General features: G+C 42.0%; 15 protein-coding genes. 5 read left to right on the top strand and 10 right to left on the bottom strand.

All coding sequences use genetic code 11. The features are described from left to right. Positions 1-83 precede the first annotated feature (83 nt). A complete protein-coding gene (locus V7K69_RS04270; RefSeq protein ID WP_335031716.1) occupies positions 84-1,877 on the bottom strand; it encodes an ABC transporter ATP-binding protein in 1,794 nt (597 codons plus the stop codon). 205 nt (positions 1,878-2,082) lie between these two features. Between V7K69_RS04270 and V7K69_RS04265 the strand changes: the two genes are divergently transcribed. Next, the gene (locus V7K69_RS04265) at positions 2,083-3,147 is read left to right on the top strand and encodes an L-histidine N(alpha)-methyltransferase (protein WP_335031714.1); all 1,065 of its coding nucleotides are present in this window, start codon (positions 2,083-2,085) and stop codon (positions 3,145-3,147) included. A 141-nt stretch (positions 3,148-3,288) separates the two neighbouring features. On the opposite strand, the gene V7K69_RS04260 is transcribed toward V7K69_RS04265, so the two are convergent. Together V7K69_RS04260 and V7K69_RS04255 are read right to left on the bottom strand one after the other, a co-directional pair. After that, positions 3,289-3,501 (bottom strand): type II toxin-antitoxin system HicB family antitoxin, encoded by a 213-nt coding sequence (locus tag V7K69_RS04260; RefSeq protein ID WP_190936956.1) that lies wholly within the window; start codon positions 3,499-3,501, stop codon positions 3,289-3,291. Beyond that, positions 3,485-3,751, bottom strand: a complete 267-nt coding sequence (locus V7K69_RS04255; protein ID WP_335031711.1) for a type II toxin-antitoxin system HicA family toxin — start codon at positions 3,749-3,751, stop codon at positions 3,485-3,487. The genes V7K69_RS04260 and V7K69_RS04255 overlap by 17 nt, the downstream gene beginning before the upstream one ends. Positions 3,752-4,245: 494 nt before the next feature. Between V7K69_RS04255 and V7K69_RS04250 the strand changes: the two genes are divergently transcribed. Together V7K69_RS04250 and V7K69_RS04245 are read left to right on the top strand one after the other, a co-directional pair. Beyond that, positions 4,246-5,016: a pentapeptide repeat-containing protein gene (locus V7K69_RS04250; protein ID WP_334805069.1), complete on the top strand. Its 771-nt coding sequence runs from the start codon at positions 4,246-4,248 to the stop codon at positions 5,014-5,016. Positions 5,017-5,108: 92 nt separating this feature from the next. Further along, positions 5,109-6,302 carry a Coenzyme F420 hydrogenase/dehydrogenase, beta subunit C-terminal domain gene (locus V7K69_RS04245; protein ID WP_335031708.1) on the top strand — a complete coding sequence of 398 codons (1,194 nt, stop codon included), beginning with the start codon at positions 5,109-5,111 and terminating at the stop codon, positions 6,300-6,302. Positions 6,303-6,475: 173 nt separating this feature from the next. Here the strand turns inward: V7K69_RS04245 and V7K69_RS04240 are convergent, their stop codons facing one another. The 3 genes from V7K69_RS04240 to ldpA all read right to left on the bottom strand — a co-directional run bounded on the left by V7K69_RS04240 (position 6,476) and on the right by ldpA (position 11,885). Continuing rightward, the gene (locus V7K69_RS04240) at positions 6,476-8,368 is read right to left on the bottom strand and encodes an ABC transporter ATP-binding protein (RefSeq protein WP_335031706.1); all 1,893 of its coding nucleotides are present in this window, start codon (positions 8,366-8,368) and stop codon (positions 6,476-6,478) included. A 457-nt stretch (positions 8,369-8,825) separates the two neighbouring features. Continuing rightward, the gene (locus V7K69_RS04235; RefSeq protein WP_163928846.1) at positions 8,826-10,559 is read right to left on the bottom strand and encodes a R3H domain-containing nucleic acid-binding protein; all 1,734 of its coding nucleotides are present in this window, start codon (positions 10,557-10,559) and stop codon (positions 8,826-8,828) included. 156 nt (positions 10,560-10,715) lie between these two features. Further along, positions 10,716-11,885, bottom strand: coding sequence for a circadian clock protein LdpA (gene ldpA, locus V7K69_RS04230; RefSeq protein WP_335031703.1), 1,170 nt, complete (start codon positions 11,883-11,885; stop codon positions 10,716-10,718). Between the two features lie 160 nt (positions 11,886-12,045). Here ldpA and V7K69_RS04225 point away from each other — a divergent pair, with 160 nt between their 5' ends. After that, complete coding sequence (locus V7K69_RS04225; protein WP_335031701.1) at positions 12,046-16,803, top strand: PAS domain S-box protein; 4,758 nt, start codon at positions 12,046-12,048, stop codon at positions 16,801-16,803. Positions 16,804-16,805: 2 nt separating this feature from the next. Further along, the gene (locus tag V7K69_RS04220) at positions 16,806-18,422 is read left to right on the top strand and encodes a hybrid sensor histidine kinase/response regulator (protein WP_335031699.1); all 1,617 of its coding nucleotides are present in this window, start codon (positions 16,806-16,808) and stop codon (positions 18,420-18,422) included. Between the two features lie 303 nt (positions 18,423-18,725). Here the strand turns inward: V7K69_RS04220 and V7K69_RS04215 are convergent, their stop codons facing one another. The 4 genes from V7K69_RS04215 to V7K69_RS04200 all read right to left on the bottom strand — a co-directional run bounded on the left by V7K69_RS04215 (position 18,726) and on the right by V7K69_RS04200 (position 26,371). Further along, complete coding sequence (locus V7K69_RS04215; RefSeq protein ID WP_335031697.1) at positions 18,726-19,172, bottom strand: four helix bundle protein; 447 nt, start codon at positions 19,170-19,172, stop codon at positions 18,726-18,728. A gap of 95 nt (positions 19,173-19,267) precedes the next feature. After that, on the bottom strand, positions 19,268-20,707 hold the full coding sequence (locus tag V7K69_RS04210; protein WP_335031695.1) for a hybrid sensor histidine kinase/response regulator: 1,440 nt from the start codon (positions 20,705-20,707) through the stop codon (positions 19,268-19,270). A gap of 250 nt (positions 20,708-20,957) precedes the next feature. Then, a complete protein-coding gene (locus V7K69_RS04205; protein WP_335031693.1) occupies positions 20,958-22,793 on the bottom strand; it encodes a two-component system response regulator in 1,836 nt (611 codons plus the stop codon). Further along, positions 22,790-26,371: an ATP-binding protein gene (locus V7K69_RS04200; RefSeq protein WP_335031691.1), complete on the bottom strand. Its 3,582-nt coding sequence runs from the start codon at positions 26,369-26,371 to the stop codon at positions 22,790-22,792. Before V7K69_RS04200 ends, V7K69_RS04205 begins: the two co-directional genes overlap by 4 nt. Between the last annotated feature and the right edge of the window lie 51 nt (positions 26,372-26,422).

The raw sequence follows: 26,422 nt of genomic DNA, 5'->3' as shown, positions 1-26,422 counted from the left end.
AATTTTTTTTAACGAACCGCTAAGGACGCTAAGGACGCTAAGTAAGAGAAGGAAGAAATACTTAACTAAAGTGGATTAGTTATTTATCTTAGTTTTGTATCATTTTTTTCTTTAGCCTTTACCTGAGATTCTAAAATTGCACCGTAGAGGGGGCTGGTTTCCATCAATTCCTCATGAGTGCCTTGGGCGACTAATCTACCTTTGTCCATGAGAAAAATCCGATCGGCATTCTTGACAGTGCTAATGCGTTGAGCTACGACAAAAGTTGTACAAGCTTTTTGGCGCATTAAGCCATCTAGTTCGGCTTGAATATGGGCAGCAGTGGCGGCATCCACGGCTGAGGTGCTATCGTCCAAAATCAGAATGCTGTAATCGGTTAGTAAGGTTCGAGCGATCGCAATTCTTTGTTTTTGTCCACCTGATAAGCCTACGCCTCGTTCACCCACAATCGTCTCGTAGCCATCGGGTAAACCGATAATAAAATCGTGCATTTGGGCGGTTTTTGCAACCTCAATCACTTGCTCTAGGGTTGCATCGGGTTTAGCGTAGGCAATATTTTCGCGGATTGTGCCAGAGAATAGGGTGGTTTCCTGAAATACAATGCCAATACGCGATCGCAGGCTTTTAAGTGTGAAATCTTTGACATCTCGTCCGTCAATGCGAACTGCTCCCCCTGTGACATCATAAAAACGGGCAAGCAGGTTCATAATTGTGCTTTTCCCGGAACCAGTCATGCCGAGAACGGCGATTAACTCTTTGGGCCTTGTTTCAAAGGAAACTTCTTTGAGAGTTTCAGTGCTGGCTCCCGGATAGCGAAAGGAAACATTTTCAAAGGTGATTCTACCAACGCAGGTGTCAAATGGAACAGCACCGGGGCGATCGCGAATTTCTACTTCTGCATCGACAACTTCATAGACTCGTTCAGCAGAAGCGGCTGATTGAGCGATCGCAGGTGCAGCAAATCCAATCAACAAAATTGGTTGGAGAATCAACGCCAGGTAGGAGTTAAAGGCTACCAATTCGCCAATAGAAAATCTACGCCCAATTACCTGCGCTCCCCCGTAGCCGAAAACTGCCAGTGTGACAAAGTTACTCAGTAAAAATATAAAAGGGAAGGTATTATGGATAGCGTTAATGGTCTTCATGTTTGCCTTCACTAGACCATCATTTAGGGTTGTGTAACGCGACCTTTCGGCTGATTCCCGGACAAAGGCTTTCACTACCCGTATTCCTAACAAGTTCTCTTGCAATACAGCATTGAGATTGCTTAATTGCTCTTGTACTTGCCGAAAAAGTTTGTTATTTCGACCCACAAATCTTGCCATCAACCATGCTGATATGGGCACTGCTGTTAGGGTGATCAATGCTAGTTCCCAGTTCATCACCAGCAAAATTACTGCAATAGTCACCAATGTGACAATTCCACCAATGACCTGAATTAAGCTAGTCCCAACAAAGGTACGGATTTGCTCAATATCGCTGGTGACACGAGTTAAGAGTTGGGAAGTCTGCGATTGGTCATGATAGCTGAAACTGAGATTTTGAATTTTGCTGAAAATCTTGTTCCGCAGGTCATAAGCTACACCCTGAGAGGCTGCTTCTGCTAAATAGCTTTGTCCAAAGTTAAATAAACCACGAGCGATCGCGGCGAGTACCATCCAGGCGGCGCTGTACAGCACAACTTGGAGGTTTTTTTGGGTAATACCCTGATCGATTCCCCATCTAAATAGTTGTGGGGTAACGGCATTTGCGATCGTCAACAGCAACAGGCTGACCAATGCTCCGAGCGTTGTCCATCGGTAAGTGCTTAAACTTTTCAGCACACGCTGCATTGACTGTATCGACGAAGTTTCCTGGAGTTTTGGTTGCTGAACCACTGGAATTCACCCCTCTATCTTTGGAAAATTATCTCGCACTTTGATTGTAAAAAAACAACTTGTCTATGGGGAATATGGGATCTATTTATCATGAAAAGTTTAAATTTCGGTTCAAATTTGGGGACAACGGCATGGGAAGATACATCTTTGGCAAGCATTGCGGCTAATCCATTTAAATACCGAAGAAAATCAAAGAACAAGAATAATGGTTCAAAATTTTCATGACAATTCCCAAGTTTCCTCAGAAGAGATGTCAACTGCTATCAGTCGCACAGCAAAGCCAAGTTCTGAGTTCTACTCTATTTTTTCTGAAGAAGAAATTTTAGGAATCATTTTTGCTTTAGAAATCAGACGAGAAATCCCATTAAAGTATTCTTATAAAGGGAGAGGTGCAAAAATTTGGGATGATTTTTATCAAAAATATATCATTCCTAGATGGTATCGAACATCCAATGTAGAAATTGAGCTTTTAAAAAACAACTTTAAATATTTTAATGACAATATTCAAAGTGGTAATAAAATCAATATAGTAGATGTTGGCGCAGGAAATTCATATCCAGTTAAAGACTTTATTCAAAGACTTAATAAATTGGATAAAGTTAATAAATATGTTGCTTTAGATATTAGTGAAGAATTGCTGATATTATCAAAGAAGAATTTTAAAAAATGGTTTCCTAAAGTCGATTTTATCAGTTCTTCAATTGATATTGAAAATAATTGTGTCCCAAAAACCCTATTTCAAAATAAAGCTGGTCTTGAAATTGACAACACAGCAAAAATATTTTTACACTTAGGTGTTACTATTGGAAACCATCAAAATAGAGATGAGGTATTTAAAAATTTTAGAGAGAGTATGGGCAAAAATGATTTCTTAGTGTTCACTAATGAAATTGGCTCTAACTCTAAATGGGATGGAAACGTCAGAGGTGGCTGTAAGTATCATGTAGAAGAAATATATGGATGGGTTAAAAACAAGGTTGGGATTGCATCTGAAGATTGCGAATTGGTGAGAAAGTATGATTTAAAAACCGATAGTATAGTTGCTAATATAAGATTTAATCATGATTACACGATAAATTTCAGCCGGATGGGGATAGATAAAAAGATTGAAATCTCCGAAGGTGAAGAAATTACTATTTGGCGACATCATAAATATGAAATCCCTAAACTTTTGCAAGAACTAGAACGTTCTGGATTGCAACTTATTCAATATAGTACTGACAAATACAAATCACATATCATGGTAATTTGTAAGGTTGCCAGTAACTAACGTTTTAAATTACACTTCGCAGTGTCTAGATCCCCGACTTCTCGAAGAAGTCGGGGATCTAACTTTTCATCAATTATGGTAGATGGAGTCAAATATTTCTGATGATACTAAAAAATCAGTTTGACTTGGTTTTTATATCAATTAAATATACATCAAACGTGGTCTAGGTTGAGGAACTGAACGCCCTAAATCTTTAGCCGTTTCTATCCATTGCTGCATAACTAATTCTACATTATGCAGAGCTTCTTGATAAGTATCACCGTCAGCAGCACAGCCTGATAATTCTGGTACTTCAGCAATAAAGGCTTGATCTAATTCACTCCAGTAGAGAATAATTTCATACCGAAACATCATTTTTAATTCCTAGCTTATACTTGATAATCACTGCCCGAACTTGTTTAATTTGATAGCTTTTAGCTTTGCCTTTTTTCTGTTGTAGGTTCAATATTTCTTCAACATCGGCTTTGAAAAAAATACGATGGTCGCCACGAATACGTTCTTCAAAGCCTAGTTTATATAAGAGTTGCCACAGTTGGGCAAAAGGGATGTCTGTATCAGAAGTCCCAGAGAGAATTTTGTCTAAGATTTTGTCTTGCTGACTCACGTTTTTCTGACTACTTTAATGTTTCTATAGTCTCATATTTATTTAAAATCGGGGAATACAAAAGCAAATCTTTCTTTTTGCCCCTTGACTTGTATACGGCTCCACTGATTTACTTTCTTGAAGGAAATCCTAACTATTTGGATGTCATAGATGCTTGATTTAAAGAAATGTTTTGCACTGAGTTTAGGCTTGTTACCTCATTTTTGACTATTGTGAAGTACATCATTTTGCTTGATACTCATCGTTTGGTTATTTTTCTACAATGCGATCGCTTGTTTATAAAATAGAGAAATGCGATCAGATGCCGGACGCAACAAAAGGTATACCCCGGCAAACACGGTGTATTAAACCTAACTTATAACCCTTATACTCAAATTTACAAGTAATATAGGTAACTACAGAGGTCAAATTGTAAAGATTGCTCATATCATAATGCTGAGGTATAAATCCATCTCAGTCAAGGTTGAATATTGAGTAAGAAATATTACGCGAATATGAAGAACCGAATTCTAGGTGCAGCCGCATTCTTAACCACGATTAGTTTGACAACAAGCGTACAAGCAGCAAATTCTGAACATATTAGCCAATTATTGGCAACTAAGCAATGTCAAAACTGTGATTTGACTAATGCAGGTTTAGTAATGGCTGACTTATCTGGAGCTAATTTGAGCGGGGCTAATCTCACAGGTGCAAACCTTAGCCGTGCAAACTTGAGCGGCGCAGATTTGCGGGGTGCAAACTTGAGTGGCGCTAGTTTATTTGGTGTTAATCTGAGCGAAGCTAAATTTAGTGGGGCAAATTTGGCGGGTGCTGATTTGAGAAATACTTATCTAGCAAATGCAGAAATGAAGGGTGCTTACTTAAATGGTGCTAACTTCCAAGGTGCAGTTGGTATACCATCACAAATTGCTTCACCAGAAGAATTTTATGCTTTGGGTGTAGCGGAAGGTCAAAAAGGCAATCAACAGCAAGCAATCAGTTATTTTAATCAAGCGATCGCTATTAAACCAGAATATGCTGGTGCTTATTTAGCTCGTGGTGTCGCCCGTTACCAAATACTAGATAGACAAGGTGCGTTCCAAGATGCCCAAGTTGCTGAAAAATTGTTTACATCCCAAAACAATGGTCCTGGAACACAAACAGCCCAAGCCTTTATTAAAGAACTGCAAACACCTGTAAATGATAAGGTAAGCCCTGGTAAACCCAGTTTCGTTGACTTTTTGGGAAGCCTTGGCTCAGTCTTGCTCCAGTTCTTCCCTTTCTGAGTGCTTTCTTTTTGAGGAGGAGAGTTGAAAGAATTCATAGCCAGTAAAGGTATTGTAATAAAAGCGATTACTGGATAAAACAAAAAATTTATATGACCTCAGTTTCTCCTCACAAAAAAGCCAAAGCCTTAAAACCTACCAGCCGCCGCCCTGCTAAAGAACTTTGTAGCGAGTGCGGACTATGCGATACATACTATATTCACTATGTCAAGGAAGCCTGCGCTTTTATTAATCAGCAAATAGGCGAACTTGAAGAAGAAACGCACATGCGATCGCGCCATCTCGACAACCCTGATGAGCTATACTTTGGTGTCCACCAAGACATGATGGCGGCGCGAAAACAGCAGCCCATCGAAGGCGCACAATGGACGGGTATTGTTAGCAGCATTGCGATTGAAATGCTCAATCGCGGCTTAGTTGAAGGTGTCATCTGTGTGCAAAACACCAAAGAAGACCGCTTTCAACCCATGCCCATCATCGCCCGAACTCCAGAAGAAATACTAGCTGCGCGGGTAAATAAACCAACACTTTCCCCTAACCTTTCCGTATTGGAACAGATCGAAAAATCGGGGATGAAGCGGCTTTTGGTAATTGGTGTTGGTTGCCAAATCCAGGCGTTACGAGCCGTAGAAAAACAACTGGGTTTAGAAAAACTATATGTTTTGGGTACACCCTGCGTAGACAATGTTAATCGCGCCGGACTACAAAAATTCTTAGAAACCACCAGCCGATCGCCAGAGACAGTTGTGCATTACGAATTCATGCAAGACTTCCGGGTTCACTTCAAACATGAGGATGGCTCATTAGAAACAGTGCCTTTCTTTGGCTTGAAGACTAACAAACTCAAAGATGTCTTTGCCCCATCTTGTATGAGTTGCTTTGATTACGTCAACTCTCTAGCCGATTTAGTCGTTGGTTACATGGGCGCACCTTTTGGCTGGCAATGGATTGTAGTTAGAAATGACACTGGTAAGGAAATGCTAGATTTAGTGCAAGACCAGTTAGACACCCAACCAGTTACGTCTAAAGGCGATCGCAAGGAAGCTGTACAACAAAGTATTCCCGCTTACGATAAAGGCGTTACCCTCCCTATGTGGGCAGCGAAACTCATGGGTGTGGTGATTGAAAAAATTGGCCCCAAAGGTTTGGAATATGCGCGGTTTTCCATTGATTCTCACTTTACTCGCAATTATTTATATGTAAAGCGAAATCATCCAGAGAAATTAGAAGCGCACGTTCCAGAGTTTGCCAAGCGTATTGTTGATCAATATAAATTACCAGAATAAAAATTGGGAATTGGGAATTGGGAATAAGGTTAAGAGGTGGATGAACCGAGTTCTGAAGTCGATGAATCACTTTCTAATTCCCCTTGTCCCCTTGTCCCCTTGTCCCCTGCCTCCCCCGCTTCCTCTGCTCCCCTGCCCCCTGCTCCCCTGCCCCCTGCTCCCCTGCCTCCCGCTCAGTTGTAACTACTAGCTTGACGAGTAAACATTAAGTGATACTGTCCCCCTAGTGCAATGAGTTCGTCATGAGTGCCTACCTCGATAATTTGACCGTGTTCTAGGACTACTACTCGGTCTGCTAGTTTTGCTAAGGCGAGGCGATGGCTGACTACAACGGCTATTCTCCCCTTGGACAGAGTACGCAAAATATTGTAAATCTCATGTTCTGTTTTGGGGTCAAGGTTTGCTGTTGGCTCATCAAGTATGAGTAATTCGGCTGGAGACAGTCGCAACAAAGCACGAGCGATCGCTAATCTCTGCCATTGTCCTCCTGATAAATCAATACCACCCTCTAGCTGTTTGCCTAAGAGGGTTTCCAAACCTTGATCTAGCTTCTCAATTACTCTAGTCAAACCAGCCTCAGCGATCGCTTCCCTAATTGCTTCATCATCCTGCATTTTAGGTAAATCCCCAAAGGCAACATTTTCGCGCACGGTAGTCGGAAAACGAGCGTAATCTTGCATAACTACATCAATCCGCGATCGCAAATCTTCTAAGGGGAGCGATCGTAAATCTTGCCCATTCCAAATAATCGCACCTTGGCTAGGGTCATAAAGGCGACACAATAGCTTGGCTAAAGTGGTCTTGCCAGCACCATTTTCACCCACCAATACAATCATCTCATTGGGGTGAATTTTCAGATTGATATTTTTCAGGATGGGGTGATTACTATTGGGATAGGTAAAGGATAGATTTTCAATGAAAATACCTGTCTGCAATGCTTCACTTGATAAAGCTTGCCGATTCCCATTTATTTGAAAGTTCTGATTGTTAACAGCCGATTCCTTGATTTCTCCCCATGACTTTGATTGAGAACCGGATAATTGCGGCTCTAATTCCAAAAGTTGGAAAATGGGCGTTGTTGCCAGTGCAATATCATACAGCTCTGACCCACCAGACATCAAATTATCCAAACTTCGACGCACTTCTAAAATTACCCCAGTGTAAAGCGCCAAATCCCCTAAAGTATGAGTTCCACCTAGCACTCCCTGAACTACGTACAGGTAAGGTAACGCAAAGCCTAAGCCACTGAGTAAAGACCAACTAATAACCGCCGTTGTCCCCCGACGGCGAATCTGTTCCATTGCTCTAAAAATGGTGCGGTAAAGTCCGTGCCAACGTTCTAATAGTAAGGGTTGCAAGCTAAACAAGCGTATTTCTTTGGCGTATATTTCCCCAGTTAAAACCGTTTTATATAAGTTCATTTCCCGAAGAACACTGGCTTGGGTTTTTTCTACCCTCCAAACTTGCTTGCGGTATTTCCTTTCTACATACATAGCAGGGGTGACGCAGATAAACAAAATTAGGGGTATCCACCAAGCAAGGGATACCGAAAGCAGTATGGCTGGAATGAAGATAAAAATTCCCTCTAGCATCATCACCAGCCTGACACAAAGCTCTGGAAGTCGTTGCATTCCCTTTTCGGTCAACTGCAACAAATTGAGCAAATCGGGTGTTTCAAACAGGGCAATATCTTCAAAAGTGGCAACCTTCTCAATCACTTGTCCTTGAATAAAGCCTGTAATGCGATCGCGCAGGGAAGTATATACAAAGCTATTGATGTTAGCGATCGCATCACTTACCAAATTCACCAGCAATGAACCTGCAATACTGGAGAGTAGCAGAGGTTGGGAAAGTATCAAGGCGATCGCATTCTGCGTTGTTCCCGTACTCAATAAGCGGGTAATTTCATCAATAATCAATTTGTTGAGCCAAATGGCGATCGCTGGGCCTGCACCACCCATTAATGTCAAAATTGCCACATAGCGTAGCTCCTTTGGAACTACTTGCATCACCGTCGTCACACTCCGGCGAAATGCTTGGAATGGAGAAATTTCAATTATTTGCATATATTTTAAAGTAGCAAATAATAGCAAAGTTCTCAGACCGACGTTGTGATCTCAGTTTCAATCAGTAGAGAGCAATGCCCCTATGCACTGATATCAAGTTAATAGCAGATATGACCGTAGGCGTAGCTTGCTTCCACGATGTGGTAAGGCAAAGCTGACTACGCAGGCATTGCACAGGTGAGTGAGAGAAAATTTTGAGAATTGAGCGATAATTTTCCGAAATTGATAATCTAAGTTTGGTAGTAATTACCAGAACACTGATTTATAAATAACTTCTATAACTAGCCTTGGGGAAATATGGCCCCACAAAAACCTGGTCTTCATGACCGGGTTTTTTGGCATTGCTGAAATATGTACTTCCTTTGCGCTCTTCTCTGACGAGACGCTGCGCGAATGTGTCCTTTGGGATTTGTTCTTTTACCCCTCTTCGCAGTCCAAAGAGGGGTTAGGGGTGAAGTTAAGCCGGATAAATCCGCAATCTTCTATTTGGTTCTTCGCCAAAACTATGCGACTTGAGGCGATAATGTTCTACCAACTCATGTTGCATTTTGCGGACTTGCGGAGAACGCGGTAATAACTCTACTGGTTGTCCTTTCGGAATCACAATTTGCTCAACAGCAAGTCTAGCTTCTTCCAAGGCATCCATCTCATCATCGCTACCACTGTGCAAAAACAGTTGCAGTTCGAGGTCATCGGTCATTTCTGGATCGTCCATGTTCAGCAACCGCCGCAAGCCACGGGTAATTTGCGGAATAGTGCTGGACTTAATCATGTGGATGGGTACATGACGGGCTTTGGCCATTTGGCGTAATTTGGCGTGGTTCTTGACGTGCGATCGCAGTGCTAAAATTGCATCAGCACTATCTATATCTTTTGTCAATACCACGGGTAAAGTTAGCACGCTAATTACCTGTTCTAGTTGATGGCGGCTAACGCCATAAGGGTAAACGTGCAGTGGCAAATCTTCACCATTTGGCCCTGGCACTCTTGTCGCAGCATCTAAATCAATGCTCTCAGAATAATTGAAGGATTCATCCAGCAATCGATCAAACTCACTACGCCCAGTCACCCGTTCTACAGGCAATTGCGGTAGTGCAACCATTTGTCCCGAAGAACGCCAGCCATTAGATGGTCGTGCCGGTGGGAAAGATTCTTCCACTGTCCCTAACTGTCCACCGCGACCGTTGACAACAGCTAACTGCCTTGTCACCGCAACTTTGCCGTGGTCATCAACGGTTCTCGTTTGTGGGGTAGCCTGACGACCTCGCAGCAGATTATCTACTGTGTCAGCAACGCTTTCGTGTACTACCCAACGTTGGCGTTCCAACATTTCCACAGCAATTTCAAAGGTAGGAGGGGCTTTCCGCTCCAAAACAGTCTTTTGAGAGCCTCGCCGTCTGGCTTCGTCATCTCCCAAAGTCACAGCTTGGATACCCCCAACTAAATCAGCCAGGGTAGGGTTTTTAATCAGATTTTCGATCTGATTCCCGTGGGCAGTACCTACTAACTGTACGCCCCGTTCAGCAATAGTACGAGCCGCTAAAGCTTCCAGTTCTGTACCAATTTCATCAATGACAATGACTTCTGGCATGTGGTTTTCCACTGCCTCAATCATCACCTGATGCTGTTGTTCTGGATGAGCCACTTGCATCCGCCGAGCGCGACCAATGGCGGGGTGGGCAACATCACCATCTCCAGCGATTTCGTTGGAGGTGTCAATAATCACCACTCGCTTATGTAGATCGTCTGCCAAAACCCGGGCAATTTCCCGTAAGGCAGTAGTTTTGCCCACGCCTGGACGACCGAGCATGAGAATCGATTTACCAGTTTCTACCAAATCGCGGATCATGCCAATGGTTCCGAATACCGCCCGACCAACGCGACAGGTCAAGCCAATAATCTTACCAGTACGGTTACGGATCGCACTGATCCGATGCAAAGTTTGCTCAATTCCTGCTCGATTATCTCCGCCAAAAATTCCGACTCGTTGAATGCAATCATCTATCTGTTCTTGAGTAACGGGTATTTCGCTCAGATACTCAGCTTGATTAGGAAAGCGAGCTTCTGGGCGACGACCCAAATCCAAGACCACTTCTACTAAAATATCTCGTTTGGGATGACTCTCTAGTACTTGTTGCAGGTCTTGGGGCAAAATGTCTAATAACTTTTGGAGATCGTCTGTAATCGTCATGCTTTCTATGGTGACGGAAACAACAGTAAATCAGATACTTTCAGCTTCTAACTGTTCTCAAGCGCTCATTCAATGCTCAAACCTCCTACCTTGACTATACAAACATAAATTAAACATAAGTTACAGTATCTTCTTGTACCTAGTAATTATGCTTAATTAATGCTCACTCTCCCTTCTCTGAGATAACTTGATCTGGGAAACGAGAGAATGGGCAAGTTCTACAGCTTGCCAAAGTAATACTTCATCTTCTTCTAGGCAAACAGTCGCCTTCATATTGGTCTTACTTACCTCCTTATTCTCTAACTTTTCGAGAATTGGTGACAGCAGTACACGGGCGTAGCTACCGTAGGCGACCCCGGCGATATAGTGCTGAGTCATGAGTGCTGAGTGCTGAGTAATATAGTCTTTCTCAGCACCCATAACTCGGAACTCAGCACTGTTTAACAGTCCCATTGCCTTTAACTTAGCAACGGTATAGCTATTTGTGCCGCCTGCTAACTGCACATATCCCGGTAATTTCGCTGCCAAAACTTTCTGCCCTAATTTCACTGCGGCTATTGTCGTGCCATCGCCAATATCGCCACTCATAGAACGACCGTCGGTTTGCCAAATTAAAGCACTTTTGAGTGGGGCAATCAGGTCATACACTGCTCTTAGGTAATCAGTCATCCCTTCGCCATCGGGACAGCTGATGGCTAGTACCTTTAATTGATCGGCCCACGGTGAAATTGCCTGCCACAATCGCTGAAATTCTGCCAACCGCCCTACTTGTGTATGGATTTCTACGGCATCTACTCCTGTTGACATTATTAATGGCGCGATCGCTCCTGGCGTTGTCACATACGAGGCTGTATAAATTATACCATAAGGACAAATGGGGATGCAACGACCGCAGCCATAACATTTTTCGGATACTACTCCTGAAAAATCTTCTTTGATATTGTCAAATACGATTGCTTGTGCCGGACAAATCCTTTCACAGGGTCTAGGGCAGTCTCTAGGACACTCAGTAGGATTAAATTCTGCTTTGCGAAAATGGGGGTCTTCTCCATCGTTTAGGCTGACCATTAAAAAGGGTAAGTTGCCTTTGTAGTCAAAGCCTCGCTGTTGGGCATCTTGAGCTAGAGTTTTAGCTACTTGTAGCCCTGCTTGCGCTGCTGCAATCACTGCTGGATCAGCTGCAACATCTATGCAGTCAGCGCCCGCCAAAGTATAGGCTAAGGTTAAATTTCTGACTGCCGGCAAATGCTGGAAGCTAGCTCCGCAGATGAGCTTGAACCAGTCACCTTGTTTGAGAGATTGTAAAGGGACGAACAGATCAGTCACTATTCTATTATGCGTTTATGCGACTAAAAATAGTAGTCTGTAATCAAGAAAAAGTTCGGATTTCCTAAATTGGATATTGGGAATGGGGCATTGGGTATTGGCTATTATTGATTATTCATTCTTCTCTCCTACTGCCGCAGCTTTATGAGGAGCGATATACATGACAGTCAATGCAATAACTGTATTTTTTGTAGAAGACTCTGCTGTAGACAGAGCTTTGTATCAACGCTTCCTAGAGCGGGACGATCGCTACACTTATGATATTTACGAATTTGAGTCTGGAAATAAGGCGCTACAAGTATGCCTTGGGAAAATACCAGATGTGATTTTGTTGGACTATTTATTACCAGATTTAGACGGGCTGGAATTTCTCACTAAGTTACAGAGGCAAACTTTCAGCAGTCAAATTTCAGTAATTATGCTGACTGGACAGGGAGACGAAACGATCGCAGTCCAAGCTATCAAGAGTGGGGCGAATGATTATCTAGTTAAGGGAAAACTGACCCGAGAAAATTTTTGCCGAACGATTCATGGGGCAATCAAGCACAAGCAGCTAATGCAGCAGCTAGAAAGGCAACAGGAACAACAGCGCCTAGTAGGAGCGATCGCTCTGCATATCCGCAAATCTTTGCAGCTTCAAGACATTCTGACTACTAGTGTTCAAGAAGTCCGCCAGTTATTAAGTGCCGATCGGGTACTGGTATATCAATTCACTCCTCTTATGCAGGGCTGTATTGTATCAGAGTCGGTGTTACCGGAATGGAAATCAAGCTTGGGACTAGAGATTGAAGATACCTGTTTTCAACAAAGCCAGGGGGAAAAATATCGCCAAGGAAAAATTTGGACAACTACGAACATCTACGAAGCGGGTTTAAGTGAATGCCATCTGCAATTATTAGAACAGTTTCAGGTAAAGGCGAATTTAATTGTCCCCATTCTGGTAGAAAACATAGCGACTTCAGCAGTTGAACTCTGGGGGCTATTTATTGTGCATCAATGTTCTGCTCCCCGGCAATGGCAAGCATTTGAGGTGGAATTGCTCAACCAATTGACTGTACAATTAGCGATCGCTATTCAACAAGCCGAACTTTATCACAACCTCCAAATCTTCAACACTGAGTTAGAAGCCAAAGTCCAAGAACGCACTGCCAAATTGCAAGAAAGCGATCGCCGATTCCGTGCAATCTTTAATAACACTTTCCAATTTACAGGACTGCTAACACCATCTGGTATTTTACTGGAGGCTAACCAGACTGCGCTTAATTTTGCCGGACTTCAACTAGAAGATGTGATCAATCGCCCTTTTTGGGAAGCACACTGGTGGACAATTTCACCGCAAACTCAAGAAGAATTAAAACAAGCGATCGCTCGTTCAGCCCAAGGAGAGTTTGTCCGCTATGAAGTTGACGTTCTCGGTGCAAATAACCGAGTAGCAACCATCGATTTTTCACTGCGTCCGCTTCAAGACGAGACAGGTAAAGTCGTTTTGTTGATTCCAGAAGGGCGAGATATCACTGAACGTAAACAAACCGAACTCGCTTTGCATGAGCGAGAAGTGATGTTGCACTTGATTGGAGATAATCTGCCTAATGGTGCAGTTTATCGGGTGATCCGCGAACTGGATGGGAGGGATCGCTTTTCCTATCTGAGTGCGGGGATTGAAAGACTAATGGAAGTCAAAGCAAAAGATGCACTCAGAGATTCATCTCTGCTTTATCGGCAGTTTATCCCAGAGGATATTCCCCGTCTAGAGGAAGCCGTTGAAGAGTCTCGGCTAAATCTCTCTGTCTTTGATATTCAACTACGAATCCGAACGTCTAGTGGTCAACTCAAATGGTTTCATTTTCGTTCCACACCACGCCAGTTGCAGGATGGGCGTGTAGCTTGGGATGGGCTAGTGGTGGATGTCACTGACCTGAAGAACAATGAAGAAACCTTACGTAAAAGTCAATCTCGGCTAGAAGAATCACAGCGAGTTGCTCACCTTGGTAATTGGGAGTTTGAACTTGCCAGTGGCAAAATTACCTGGTCAAAAGGGCTTTTTGATCTCTTCAATCGAGAACCCGCACTTCTTGAACCAAGCTATGAGGAAAATCTGCAATTGTATCACCCTGAAGATGGGCAGAAATTGCACCAAGCTGTTGAGCGGGCGATCGCCACAGGTGAGTCCTACAAACAAATTCTCCGTGTACCCAAGCCAGATGGCTCTAATCGCTATTTTGAGGGCATTGGATATGCAGAATTCAACGCTGATGGAGAGGTGATTCGCCTTTATGGTACTGCCCAAGATGTCACCGAACGGGAAATTGCGCTACGCGATCGCCAAAAAGCGGAAGAAACCTTGCGCCAAAGTGAAGCATTGCTAGTCACTACTCAACAAATCGCCCATATAGGCAGTTGGGAATGGAACTTAGAAACGAAAAAGCGTTACTGGTCAAGGGAAACTTTTCACATTTTTGGTCTAAATTCAACTCAAAGCGAACCTACTCAGGCAGAATTACTCCAGATGGTTCACCCAGAGGATAGGGAACTGTTCCAGTCCAATCTTGAACGAGCGATTGCCCAAGAAGTCCCTTTCAATATTGAGTATCGAATTATCCGACCCGATAATTCAATGCGCTACCTTGAGGCCAGGGCAGAGATAGTTTATAACGCCCAAGGGAATGCAGTTAAGCTGTTAGGCTCTATTCTAGATATTACACAACGCAAACAAACCGAGTTAGAAATCATCCGCAGTCGTGACTTGTTAGAAGCTATCTATAATGAATCTACAGATGCGCTCTTTTTGGTGGATGTAGAAACATTACTGACCACTGACTGTAACGCTCGAGCAGTGGAACTATTTGGAGCCAAAAGTAAAGCTGAACTAATTAATATTGAAGGCCAAACGCTGCAAAAACAACAGTTTACCCCTGATGAGCTAGCCTCCATAACCAAAGAAATTAACCAGCAAGGATTTTGGAGTTTAGAAATTGAATATTTCACCAAAAAAGGTAATTTGTTTTGGGGAAATATTGCAGTCAAACAAATTAGGGTTGCTGGCAATGTGATGCACCTAGTACGAGTCACGGATATCACTGTGCGTAAGGGTGTTGAAGAAGAGCGCAAACAGGCAGAAATAGCCCTTCGAGAAAGTGAAGAACGACTACAATTAGCACTTGAAGCTTCTGGGGATGGTTTGTGGGACTGGAATATTCTCACTGGAGAAGTGTATTACAGCCCCCGCTATTTAGAAATGCTCGGATACAACTTTGATGAACTTCCACAGGATTGGAGTACTTGGGAGCGATTAGTTCATCCAGACGATCTACCTTGGGTTGAGGAAATTTTGGCAGCACACCTCAAGGATAGTTCAGTACCCTACAAATTTGACTATCGACTCAGAACTAAGTCTGGCGAATGGAAATGGATTGCCAACTATGGTAAGGTTGTCATCCGAGATGGAGAGGGTAATCCTTTGCGGATAACTGGTACTCATCGGGATATCAACGATCGCAAAATTCTGGAGCGAGAACTGGCTCACAAGCAAAAGTTATTGGATGCTTTCATCAATAGCGCACCTGTTGGCGTAAGCATTCTTGATCGAGAACTGCGTTTTTCATTTGTTAATGAAGCATTAGCAGAAATTAATGGCATTCCCGCAGCAGCGCATATTGGCAAAAGATTGGGGGAGATTGTCCCCGATTTGACACCAAACCTGGAGCAGGTGTTGCACCATGTTTCGACAACGGGTGAAACGATTCTGGATTTGGAAATCACTGGCGAAACCCCAAAACTTCCAGGTGTCATCAGAACTTGGCTAGCCTCCTATTTTCCGATTCAGTCTGAAGCCGATCAACCCATTAGTATAGGCATTGTTGTAGTTGAAATCAGCGATCGCAAACGTGCTGAACAGATGTTAGAGTTGCAAGCAGTAATTACCCGCAACATGGCAGAAGGAATTTGCCTAGTTCGTGCTACAGATGGCGTGTTCGTCTACACCAATCCTAAATTTGAGCAAATGTTTGGCTATGAACCTGGTGAATTAATCGGTCAACATGTGTCGATTGTCAACTACGGAGACGAACATACTACACCTGAAGAAGTGAATCAGGCAATTAGGACTGCTATTATTCAAAACGGTGAAGCTACTTATGAAGTTCATAATGTTAAGAAAGATGGCACCCCATTCTGGTGTAGGGCAAACGCTTGCATTTTTGGGCATCCTGAGTATGGAAGCGTCCTTGTAGCTGTCCAACAAGATATCACCGAGCATAAGCAAGCAGAGGAAAAAATCAAAGCCTCTCTTAAAGAAAAAGAAGTATTACTTAAAGAAATTCACCATCGCGTGAAGAACAATTTAGGAATTGTCAGCAGTTTGCTGCAAATGCAGTGCAGACGGACAAAAGATCCTGTGGTGACAGATGTTTTGCGCGATAGCCAAAACCGCATTGCCTCCATTGCCCTAGTTCATGAAAAACTATACCGCTCTGAAGACCTCGCTGATATTGATTTTGCTCAATACATCCCAGATTTAACAACTCATTTATTTGATTCTTATAATGTCAATTCCAGCCAAATTCACCTGAATATTCAAGTTGATGAAGCTAGCCTCGATATCGAAACTGCCATTCCTTGTGGCTTGATTATCAACGAACTGGTTTCCAATGCTTTGAAATATGCCTTTGTTGGTAATACCTTTGTTGGTAATATTAGGGGTGAAATTGAGGTTAAGTTTTATCAAGAATCCGAGTCTATTTTTACACTCATTATTCGAGATAATGGCCTTGGTTTACCTGAAAATTTTGATAGTAAGAAATCTAAAACACTGGGCATAACCCTTGTCCAAGGCTTAGTCAAACAGTTAAGAGGAAAACTCGAAATTAAATCTCACCAGGGAACACAGTTCAAAATTACTTTTACAAACAGCCGGATATAAAAATGATTGGCACCCCATCAAACACATATAAAAAGGAGACAGTTCGAATCCTTATTGTTGAAGATGAATATATTCTTGCCATCAACTTACAAGAAAGTTTAGAGTCTCTGGGATATACTGTTTTAGGTATTGCCGATTCAGCAGAAGAGGCAATTGAAAAAGCAACTGAGTCACGGCCAAACTTGATTTTAATGGATATCAGGTTACGCGGCGAAATGGACGGGATTCAGGCATCTGAGCAAATTTGGCGTAATTTGCAAATTCCTGTTATCTACCTTACAGGGCACTCAGATAAGAGTACTGTGGAGCGGGCAACACTGACATCACCCTTTGGGTATATTCTCAAACCCATCAAGGAACAAGAACTTTACGTTGCCATTCAAACAGCACTCAATCGCTACGATCGCGAGCAATTTTTCAGTTCTGTCCTTAGAGGGATTGGGGACGGTGTGATTGTAGTTGATCCTGAATTGCGCGTAAAGTACCTAAATCAGGCAGGTGAAGCATTAACAGGGTGGCGATGGCATGAAGCCAAGGGACGGATGTTAACAGAGGTGTTCCGACTCGTTGACGAACAAACTCAGATCCCTGTCCAAAATCCAATTATCGCCGCCCTTCAACAAGAAACTACTATCTATCTAGGCAGTGAAATTTTACTAATTACTAAAGAGGGGACAACTATACCAGTCGCGGATAGTGCGACTCCCCTCAGAGACAACAGTGGCATCATTACAGGAGCAGTATTAGTTTTTCGAGATGACACACAACGACGGCTCACCGAAGAACGCAATCTCGCAACTGAACGTGCCCAACAACTAGAAATTCAAGTGGCAGAACTCCAACGCCTGAACAAGTTGAAAGAGGATTTTCTCGCAACCACTTCTCATGAAATGCGAACCCCCTTGTCAAACATCAAAATGGCAATCTCCGCCCTAGAAAATATTCTTGAGCAGCAGGGTAGCTTAAATTCAAGCACACTTTCTCCATCTGAATCTGTAGCCCGCTACTTAAGTATCCTGCGTGAGCAGTGCGAACAAGAACTGAATCTAGTAGACAATTTGCTGCATATCCGAATGATTGATGCAGATGTCTATCCATTAGAATTAACGTCAATTCAACTTCAACATTGGCTGCCTCACGTCGCCGAGTATTTTGAAGAAAGTGCGAAAGCGAGGAAACAGACTTTGGAAGTTAGTATTGCGCCAAATTTACCACCTTTAGTTTCAGACTTGGCTAGCCTGACCGAAATTGTCTCAGAGTTACTCAATAATGCTTGTAAATATACTCCGCCTGAAGGACAGATTACAATGGATGTTCGGATAATCGACACCACAAAAACTCTTATAGAGGATGCTGAATCTGATCTATTAGATAATCCTCAAGTCCCCTACTTTCAAATTACAATTAGTAACTCTGGGGTAATAATCCCCACAACAGAACAATCTCGCATCTTTGAGCCATTTTACCGAATTCCTCAAAGCGATCGCTGGCAACATGGCGGCACAGGATTAGGTTTAGCATTAGTGAAGAAGTTAGTAGAATATCTCCAAGGCAAAATTGAAGTTACTAGTTCTCAGGGCTGGGCAAGCTTCACAGTTCAACTGCCGTTAAGCCTGTGAATAAAGAGGCAGGGCGCGGGGAGGGTGGGCAGGGCTGTTTCATTCCATTTCAAACAGGATTTGTCAAGATGGTTAGCGAGAAAATTGTAAGTGAGGGTGACGAGAAGATAAACTTTTAAGCACTTAAACAACAGTAAAATTGTTCATTTTCTTGGCACGCTGGTAACAAAAAAATCAATTTTAAATCGCTATAACCCTTGATATTTAACGCTCTTTAGGGAATGAAACAGCCCTGGGGAGGGTGGGGGGTGTGGGGAGTGTGGGAGGTGTGGGAGGTGTGGGGAGTGTGGGGAGTGTGGAAATTTAGTCAAGTAACCAATCATCTGGATAGGTAATCATCTTGACTAACCCACTAAGGACTTGATTGTAAGGAGCGTAGAGTTCTCTTCCTTGTTCGACCGTAAGATATTGACATTTCACAGCAAACTTTAACCAAACTTGAGTTTCTGCTGCCTCCGCCTCACAATCATTCAGTTTAGCGACAAAAGCGGCTTTATATCGCCGTTTTCTCCAAGCCTCTGCCATATTTGCACAGACAGAGCGAGATAGCGAAGCGGTAGCGAGTCTTCGAGCGTCGGAGCGACGAATTTGGTCAGTTAATGAATATTTTTCTTCAACTGGGAACTTTTTAGAATATTCAAAAATTTGCATTGCTGTCTCAAATGCTAATTGATAAATGGCTAAATCCTCATGAGTTCTAAAATACTTTTTCCCTTTTTCTTCCATCTTCTTTAATTTCGACCGTTCCATTCTTCATCTTCCCATACCTCCCACACTCCCCACCCTCCCCACCCTATGAGTGAGAAATTAGGGTTATCCTCTTCATTGACTGAGTTTACTGTTAGCTAATACTCAGGTTGCTCAATAGGAATTTCGATCGCAAACTCTGCTCCTTGCCCAACAGAAGAAGTGCAGGTAATCTTTCCTCGGTGTTTTTGGACGATAATCTGATAGCTGATAGATAATCCTAGCCCACTACCTTTGCCCACAGGTTTTGTGGTAAAAAATGGGTCAAATAAACGTGATCGCACCGACTCTTCTATACCAGGGCCATTATCTGCGATCGCAATTTTGATCGTATTTAAGTCTGTCACCTCTGTGTGAATCCTAATTTGGGGAGTAGGGAAGAGCCACTGCGGGTTTGAGGTTTCTCCGAGTGCAGGAACTGTTGTGTCTCCCCAATTAGAACTCCTCCCGTCAAGTGGCATTTGAGAATAAGGATTAAAAGATTGATTCCCCACTCCCCACTCCCCATTACCCCTTATTCCCAGAGGGGGTTCCATCTTTCCCATTCCCTCTTCTATGGCATCAATAGCATTATTCAATAAATGCATAAATACTTGGTTTAGTTCACTCACATAGCAAGTAACTAGGGGCAAGTTACCATAATCTTTAACTACAATAATTGCGGGACGGTCTGGTGCTTCTCTGAGTCGATGTTGTAACATCACCAAAGTGTTTTCGATGTCTTCATGGATATTTACCCGTTTCATCTCTGCTTCATCATGCCGAGAAAAGTGTTGTAGCGCCAAGACAATTTCCCGAATGCGATCGGAGCCTCTATACATTGCACCTATGAGGTTTTGTAGATCGTTAATCACAAAATTCAGGTCTACATCTTGGGATATTTGCTGAATTTTTGGCGTGGGTTTAGGATATTCTTGTTGATAAACTTCAATGAGATTTACTAGGTCTTGCACATATTGACCAGCATATTGGAGATTACCATAAATAAAACTGATAGGATTATTAATTTCATGAGCTAGCCCAGCCACTAGCTGCCCCAGCGCCACCATCTTTTCGTTCTGAATCTGTTGAACTTGAGCGGATTTTAAGTTATCAAGAGCCTCTTGCAATAAAAAGTTTTTTTCTTGCAGTCTAACTTGGAGCAAACGTAAATTAATCTGATTTTCAATTCGCAACACAACCTCTGCCCCATGAAAAGGTTTGGCAATATAATCTACACCACCAACATCAAAAGCTTTTACTTTATCCACAACATCATCCAGGGCGCTGATAAAAATTACTGGGACTTCACAAGTTTTATCGTCAGCCTTCAGTTGTTGACAAACTTCATAGCCATCCATCCCTGGCATGTTGATATCCAGCAAAATCACATCCGGCAAAACCATTTGACATGCAGTTAGTGCCATTTTACCGTTTAAAGCTTTGCGAACTTCAAAACCTTGTGCAGTCAACATTGCCGATAAAAGCCTTAAATTATCTGGCGTATCATCGACCACCAAAATATTTTTTTTATGATGGTTAGTTTGATTGAAATGCATTATGTATCAAAAGCTATGCTTGTAATAATTGAGGATAGTAAATGCTTATTTAAAATTACCCTGATTTTTTTGCTCAATTTCACCAAAATACTTATATTTATAGTTTAACTCCCACAGTGGCTTGAGAGTTTTATAAACTACCAGCTTGGCGAACCTGATAGCCTGCTTATAGCAGCTTATCTAGATAGCCCACACAGATAATCTAGCCGAACGCCAACAATAAAATTTTTCCCAATTGCTTAGTGGATAGCTACCATTGAGGTGATACGGCAAGCAACTTAACAACCAATTGTTGTTCTATGGGTTCAGAAAACAGAAATCCTTGAGCAAAATTACAATTTAGACTTCTCAACTGGGCTAACTGTTCTTCTGTTTCGACACCTTCAGCGATCGCACTCATACCCATTGAATTGGCAATGCCAATCATTGCTGGTACTAACCCCATATTTTCTTTGTTATCCTGCATACGTTTGACGAAAGATTTATCAATTTTGAGGGCATTTAAAGGAAAGCTGTGCAGATAACTTAAAGAAGAATATCCTGTGCCAAAGTCATCCATAATCAACTTTATGTTTCGTTGTTTTAGTTGTTGAAAAATTATCTTAATTGCATTGGTATTTTCCATAATTACACTTTCTGTTATTTCTAATTCTAAATATTTAGGATTTATTTTAGTTTCATAAATAATTTTGTCAATTTGTTCTACGAAATTTGGTTGTAAAAATAACCTAGCACTCAAATTGACACTAATAGTTAGAGGTTCTGGTGTCACTGGCTGATGTTGCCAGATGCTTAGTTGATTACAAGCTGACTGTAATACCCAAGTATTGATGGCATTAATTAAACCTGTTTCTTCTGCTACAGGAATAAAGTCTGTAGGAGGAACTAGACCACGAATTGGATGTTGCCAGCGCACCAAGGCTTCAAATCCAGAAATTCTACCTGTAATTAGAGAAACAATTGGCTGATAATAAACGAGGAATTCTTGCCTGGCAACAGCCCTTCGTAGGTCATTTTCTAACTCTAAAAGCTGAATAGCTTCCTGATGCATCGCTGGATTAAAAACATGATATTTGGCTCTTCCTTGAGCCTTAGCCCGATACATTGCCGTATCAGCATCCCGCAGCAAATACTCTGGGCGATCATAATCTTTATTGCCCCAACTAATGCCAATACTGGCATTCATAAAGACTTCATATCTTGATAGTTTAAAAGCAAGTGATAGCTGTTTTAGAATCCTATCGGCAACTTGAATTGCGATATTGATATCCGTAATATTTTCTAAGAGAATTCCAAATTCATCACCACCCAAACGGGCTAGAGTATCAATAGGTATGAGACACGCTTGCAGGCGACGAGCGATAGAAATCAGCAATTCATCTCCTACCAAATGACCAAGTGAATCATTGACAACTTTGAAGCGATCGCAGTCTAAAAAAAGTACTGCAAACTGATAACTGGCTTCTTGTTTGGCTCGATTGAGAGCATTATCTAGTCGTCTCATAAACAACACTCGGTTTGGCAATCCAGTCAGCGAATCATGCAGCGCTATATCTAATAGTTTACTTTGCAATTTCTGGCGGGAATTAATTTCTTTTTGAAGTTTTTGGAGAGCTTTTTCTAGCTCATCAGTTCGCTCTGTTACCCGATGTTCCAATTCTACATTTAGTTTCAATATTTCTAATCGCGCTGACCTCAATGCCAGCTGATTTTTTACGCGCACTAAAACTTCTTGAAACTCAAAAGGTTTAGTGATGTAGTCTACACCACCCACCTTAAAAGCTTTAACTTTGTCAAAAACATCATCTAAAGCGCTAATAAAAATCACCGGAATATCGGCTGTTAGCTCCCAAGCTTTCAATGCCTGACAAATTTCATAGCCATCTACTTCTGGCATCATAATATCGAGTAAAATCAGATCCGGCAATACTGTTTGAGTTGCTGTCAGTGCCATTTGCCAGTTCAAAGCTTTACGAACGTTATACCCTTCCCTTGTCAATATTGAGGATAAAACCCGCAGGTTGTCCGCCATATCGTCAACGATCAAAATATCTTTTTTATTAGGGTCTAAATGCTCGTAATTCATTCTACGTTTGTTCTAGTCAATTCCATAATTTTCTCAAACTGGTAGTTATTTGCTAAATCCCTGAGAACTTGCGATATCTGAACATTATCTGAGGGAATTTGCTTGACTAACTCTAAAATCAATTCATCGCTACAGCTGGCTGCGGCATAATGGATCTTTTGCAGCCACTCAGGTGGCATTTGTGATAAATGACTCAGGAGTTCAGCAAAACTGACAAATATCTGTGTAGCTTGCTCGGCAACTGCTGTATTTGGCTTTTCTACTTGATTGGTATACTTTACACCCAGATGTTGGCTTAGTTTTTCCAATAATACTTCCTGCGTGAATGGCTTGCGAATAAAATCATCGCAGCCAATAGATAAAATCTTCTGGCGTTCTTCCTCAAAGGCGCTAGCAGTTAGGGCAATAACGATTGTGTGTTTATTAAAACAATCTTGCCCTGTCTCCAGGAAGTCAAAAGAGGGAGTTAGGGCTTTTGGCGATCGCAAAATGGCCGCACCAGAAGTATCAAGATTGTGTTTCATAACACCAGCTATTTCTGATGTGGGAGAGGCTTTGTATATAGTTTTGAGAACTTCACAGTCATCTGAATCGGTTAACCCTCCGTTAAGATACTGGCTCCCGGATGATGTCAGTTGTTTAAATTTTGGCAACCTCCGCAATCTATTGGCTGTCCCATACCCTACTTGTTTACCTTTAATTATTCTTGTAGCTTCGTAGCCGTCCATGATCGGCATTCGCATATCCATAAAAATCAAGTTTGGGTGCCAAGATTCCCAATTATTAACTGCTTCCACACCATCTGTAGCTTCCCTGACTTCAAAGCCCAAAGATGTCAGAATTTTAACTAGCAGTAGACGGCTTTCTTTGGCATCATCAACTACTAAGATGCGGTATGCTTTTTCAGTCGGCGCTAAAGATAGAATTTGAGATTTAATTGGGTTTATCGGCATTTCTCTAGGACAAGCTAAAGCAATTTGAATATCAAAGGCAAATGTACTACCTATACCAGGAGTACTGCTAACTGTAATATCTCCCCCCATCAGTTGCACATATTTACGGCTAATTGCTAAACCTAGTCCTGTTCCCTGTTGAGATTTTCTACCGATTTCGGTTTGCTCAAAAGCCTCAAACAGCAAGCCAATTTCTTGTGGAGTAATACCGCAACCAGTGTCTTGTACCTCGAAGAAGAGGCGAGGATTATAAGAAAGATTTTCCTCCCTCATTTCCCCTTGCTCCCATCTCAGCCGTAGAGTTACTCTGCCAATATCAGTAAATTTGATGGCATTCCCCAAGAGGTTGAGCAAGACTTGAAATAGTTTATTTTCATCGGTATCTATATACTGAGGAATGTCGTGTGCATACTCAAAGACTATTTGTAAGCTCTTCGATGCAGCACGCAAATACAGCATCTCTTCTAAGTTATTCAATAGATGAATTAAGTCAAAGCTACTGCGATTTAATGTGATCCTCCCAGCTTCGATTTTAGACATTTCTAGAATGTCGTTAATTAAGTTAAGTAGATGTTCGCCAGCACGATTAATAATTGCCAAGTTTTCTTGATGTTCGCTAGATAACGAATAATCTCGGCTCATAACTTGGGTGAAACCAAGAATAGCGTTGAGTGGGGTACGCAGTTCGTGGCTCATGTTCGCCAGGAATTCGCTTTTGGCGAGGTTGGCGGCGGCGCTTCGCGCTGCTTCCCGAATGGCTGCTTGCTGTTCTTTAGCGGCGATTTTTTGCGATTGAATCAGTTCTTCTTGGGTGGTTTGCAGTTGCTCAATCACTTGCTGGAACTCTTCAGTACGTTTTTTGACTTGAGCTTCTAAGGTGCGATTATATTCTGCTAATAAGTTTTCTGCTTGTTTACGTTGGGTGATATCAAAAAAGGTAGCCATCGCAAAAGCCAAATTTCCCGATTCATCATAGATGGGTTTGCCCAAAACTTCAACGGGAATAATCTTGTCAATATGGCGAACTTCCATATCATCAATCCTGGTACTTTCCCCAAGCAATGCTCTCAAAATTGGTAGGCGATCGCTGGGGTAAAGTTGATCTGTGCCGGCAAGGTAAGCTTGATATACCTCTGACAATTGTTCGCCGCTAACTTCTGCGATCGCTCCTTGACCAAGAATTTGCTGCCCAATATGATTTGTGTAATAAGGTTCACCTTCCGCATCTATAATAAATACACCTACTGGCATAGCTTCTAAAAATTGAGTTAGCCGACTCTGACTTTCAGATAAAGCTTCATTTAAAACCTGCATCTGAGCATTCTTTGCCTCCAAAACACTGAAGGATGTTTGCAACTGCTTTGCCATAGTTTCAAATGAGTTGGCTAGTTCCCCTAACTCATCGGAGCGCTGAATTTCTGGTGTTTGCTCCCATTCACCTTGAGCAATTTTCTTAGCTGATGTGTTTAATTGTAAAATCGGCTTAATTACCCAGCGAGCAGTTAAAATCCCGATTCTTGTAGCCACTAAAAAAGCAACTATGCACAGCAAAACGGTGATGCGGGTGTTCTCATTAATTTGCTCCATAAATTCGCCTTCAGGAATCACCGCTACGATTAGCCAATCTAAACCCAGTTCATCCTTCCAACTTTTTACTTGGACAAAATAACGCATTCCATCGGCGCTAAAAGTTAGCTGTTGCTTCCCCACAATAAACCCAAGACTACCAAAGCGTTTGATCAAAGACTGGGTTGTGAGCCTAATTAAAGAATTTCGACTTTCTAATGCCGTTCGGCGTTTTATTTGACCATTAATGATGCTATATGGTGGTTCGGTAGAAGAAGCTACTATTAATCCAGAACGCTCTAAAATAAAAGTTTTACCCGATTGTTCGGTGTTTAATTTGGTTAAAAAGTTGCTGATTTGTGACAAAATTAAATCAACACTAATCACCCCAACCAGCTTGCGGCTCTGATCGTAAACAGGATAGCTAGAAGATATAGATAAAACTTCTGGTTTATCTTCCCATTGATAAATTTGACTCCAAACGGGTTTACCTGCCTTGACTGCATCTGTATACCACGCTTCTGTGCGAGGATCGTAATCTTTAACTTGCTGAAGCTGGCGACGATTTCCCTTCAAGTCTGAATCATAAATATAAAGTTTCCCAATACCATGCTTTTGACTCACTTCATTAATCAACAGCTTGCCATCATCTAAACGTTCAATACCGATAAATTCCCCTTTGGGGTTGGCAAAGCTGTTGTAGCCAACATTGAAAACCTGCATTTGTTTCCAAAAGTAATTTCCGGTAGTTTTAAAGTCAGAAAGGTTGAGCATACCTAACTCAACCGCATCTAAGTTAATTTGATTTATTTGCTTCGGAGTTGTTAAATAGTTATTAAGATGCTGTTCAATGCGATCGCAGATTTCATTTTCTAATTGGCTAGCAAGCTCTCTTACTGCTTTTTGTCCGTTTTGATACGAAAGATAGCCCACAAGCCCCACTGCCCCGCAAATTTGCAATATAAAGGGGACAATCAGAACATACTTTAGGGGCATCCTGGCGTAAACTTTGCCAACTAAGCAATTAAGAGATTTGACAGACTGAAGTTTGGATAACATTTTTGTTTAATTTTTCCCCAGTATATATTTGGGGCATTTTTGCTATGCCAG

This window comes from Nostoc sp. (assembly GCF_036917775.1).
Classification (GTDB): Bacteria; Cyanobacteriota; Cyanobacteriia; order Cyanobacteriales; family Nostocaceae; genus Nostoc.
Note: the sequence above shows the minus strand (reverse complement) of the source record. Positions and strands in the feature narration are given on the sequence as shown.

What these genes read in the sequence shown, in the direction of transcription:
- V7K69_RS04265 (WP_335031714.1), top strand. Translation starts at nt 2,083, where the DNA reads ATGGTTCAAAATTTTCATGACAATTCCCAAGTTTCCTCAGAAGAGATG.
- V7K69_RS04260 (WP_190936956.1), bottom strand. Translation starts at nt 3,501, where the DNA reads ATGATGTTTCGGTATGAAATTATTCTCTACTGGAGTGAATTAGATCAA.
- V7K69_RS04250 (WP_334805069.1), top strand. Translation starts at nt 4,246, where the DNA reads ATGAAGAACCGAATTCTAGGTGCAGCCGCATTCTTAACCACGATTAGT.
- V7K69_RS04245 (WP_335031708.1), top strand. Translation starts at nt 5,109, where the DNA reads ATGACCTCAGTTTCTCCTCACAAAAAAGCCAAAGCCTTAAAACCTACC.
- V7K69_RS04240 (WP_335031706.1), bottom strand. Translation starts at nt 8,368, where the DNA reads ATGCAAATAATTGAAATTTCTCCATTCCAAGCATTTCGCCGGAGTGTG.
- V7K69_RS04235 (WP_163928846.1), bottom strand. Translation starts at nt 10,559, where the DNA reads ATGACGATTACAGACGATCTCCAAAAGTTATTAGACATTTTGCCCCAA.
- V7K69_RS04225 (WP_335031701.1), top strand. Translation starts at nt 12,046, where the DNA reads ATGACAGTCAATGCAATAACTGTATTTTTTGTAGAAGACTCTGCTGTA.
- V7K69_RS04220 (WP_335031699.1), top strand. Translation starts at nt 16,806, where the DNA reads ATGATTGGCACCCCATCAAACACATATAAAAAGGAGACAGTTCGAATC.
- V7K69_RS04215 (WP_335031697.1), bottom strand. Translation starts at nt 19,172, where the DNA reads ATGGAACGGTCGAAATTAAAGAAGATGGAAGAAAAAGGGAAAAAGTAT.
- V7K69_RS04210 (WP_335031695.1), bottom strand. Translation starts at nt 20,707, where the DNA reads ATGCATTTCAATCAAACTAACCATCATAAAAAAAATATTTTGGTGGTC.
- V7K69_RS04205 (WP_335031693.1), bottom strand. Translation starts at nt 22,793, where the DNA reads ATGAATTACGAGCATTTAGACCCTAATAAAAAAGATATTTTGATCGTT.
- V7K69_RS04200 (WP_335031691.1), bottom strand. Translation starts at nt 26,371, where the DNA reads ATGTTATCCAAACTTCAGTCTGTCAAATCTCTTAATTGCTTAGTTGGC.